At 33.0% G+C, this 1,336-nt stretch carries 4 protein-coding genes; all 4 read right to left on the bottom strand.

All coding sequences use genetic code 11. The features are described 5' to 3' along the window. Positions 1–3: 3 nt before the first annotated feature. Positions 4–378 (bottom strand): GerW family sporulation protein, encoded by a 375-nt coding sequence (locus tag JF818_RS00250; protein ID WP_198889998.1) that lies wholly within the window; start codon positions 376–378, stop codon positions 4–6. Positions 379–387: 9 nt separating this feature from the next. Further along, positions 388–669 (bottom strand): hypothetical protein, encoded by a 282-nt coding sequence (locus JF818_RS00245; protein WP_198889997.1) that lies wholly within the window; start codon positions 667–669, stop codon positions 388–390. 86 nt (positions 670–755) lie between these two features. Continuing rightward, complete coding sequence (locus tag JF818_RS16600) at positions 756–929, bottom strand: hypothetical protein (protein WP_370570291.1); 174 nt, start codon at positions 927–929, stop codon at positions 756–758. An 18-nt stretch (positions 930–947) separates the two neighbouring features. Further along, a partial coding sequence (locus tag JF818_RS00235; protein ID WP_198889996.1) for a hypothetical protein occupies positions 948–1,336 on the bottom strand: 389 nt, incomplete at its 5' end.

The raw sequence follows: 1,336 nt of genomic DNA, 5'->3' as shown, positions 1-1,336 counted from the left end.
GTTCTATTCTTCTTCTTGTTCTGATTTTGGTTCACTATCTTTAATGTCTTTAAGTTTTTCTACTAGAGCAGGAACACTTTCTAATAAGCCTTCAAAGCTACTGCCTTTTCGGATAGGCACTAGATTTACATCACCATTATTTACAACTAAAAGTGCTGTAGGTGTTGCTTTAGCAAACATACCTGATCCGCCACCGTCTCCGCCTTGTCCATTGGCGTCTTTACCAGTACCACCACCTGCACCTAAGCCGAATGAGATACTTGCCATTGGAATGATTGTTACATCACCAACTTTGATTTCTTGACCGATAATAGTTTGTGATTTGATAAATGACTCAAATTTTTCAAATAATACGTTTACGTTTTCGTTAATGTTCATAAAATCCTCCTAATTCTGTTCTGATTGGATACGATTATCCAATTCTGGTATATCTTTTTTAACAGTTTCCAAATTTATATTTTCATCCTGAGTAAAGAATGCTACATGATCTTTATCAACCATAACGATTCCCTTTGATTCAATTGTACCAAATCCGGCGAAGTTAGAATCAATTATTTTAAATTCTATCTTATGAATTGGAATAAATGCAGTGCCATTGACATGAATGGTTTCTGATGCTGCACATTTTGAAAATTCATCCGTTATTTTTTTTGTTTTTTTAAATCTCATGTTACTTCCTTTCTGGGCCCTCTACTTATAGATACACATGAAAAATGAAAAAGTTTCAAAAAAATAAAAAAAACTTCAAAAAGAAGTTATTTTATTAAGTCATCTTTGATCTGTGATAGCAAGTAAGTTAATCTTTCCTTATCAAGCTCAAGGTAAAGTTTATTTTGCTCACCTTGTTCAACGTGGATAAGCCCGAGTCCGTATAGTTTGTTGATATGGTAACTCATCGTTGCAGGTGTAATATTAAAAGTCTTGGCCAATTCATACGCATACCACTTTTACTTAGAAAGCATCTGAATCATTTTGTAACGTTTAGGATCGGATAGGAATTTAAATAACGCTAAATGAAAGTCTTCATCTTTTTCCTCAGGGGCAAGATTTTCTAGTTCAACGCCATAATAGACCTTCTTCTGTCTAATATTAATCATAATAATAGTTGGTGAATAGAATAAAATGAAATGCTTCATTTCCTCTGCTTCAAACTCAGAATTCACAATTTTACCAGAAGTTAAGTTCTTAATAAAGTTATGTGGATCCTTTTGCAAAATATTGGTATGCTTTTCAATTTTGTCCTGGATAGTTTCTCTGATTGGTTCGATTTTTTTGCTGATAAAAGACTGCTTTAAACTTCTGACAGCTTGTTTAAAGCTTTCATCAAATGTAGAAG

Origin of the sequence: Sphaerochaeta sp. S2, assembly GCF_016406725.1 — a bacterium.
In the GTDB taxonomy this organism is placed as follows: domain Bacteria; phylum Spirochaetota; class Spirochaetia; order Sphaerochaetales; family Sphaerochaetaceae; genus Sphaerochaeta.
The sequence above is the reverse complement of the archived record's forward strand: the minus strand, read 5'-3'. Positions and strand labels throughout refer to the sequence as shown.

Excerpts from the sequence above, each read along its gene's own strand:
- JF818_RS00250 (WP_198889998.1), bottom strand. The coding sequence starts at position 378 with ATGAACATTAACGAAAACGTAAACGTATTATTTGAAAAATTTGAGTCA.
- JF818_RS00245 (WP_198889997.1), bottom strand. The coding sequence starts at position 669 with ATGAGATTTAAAAAAACAAAAAAAATAACGGATGAATTTTCAAAATGT.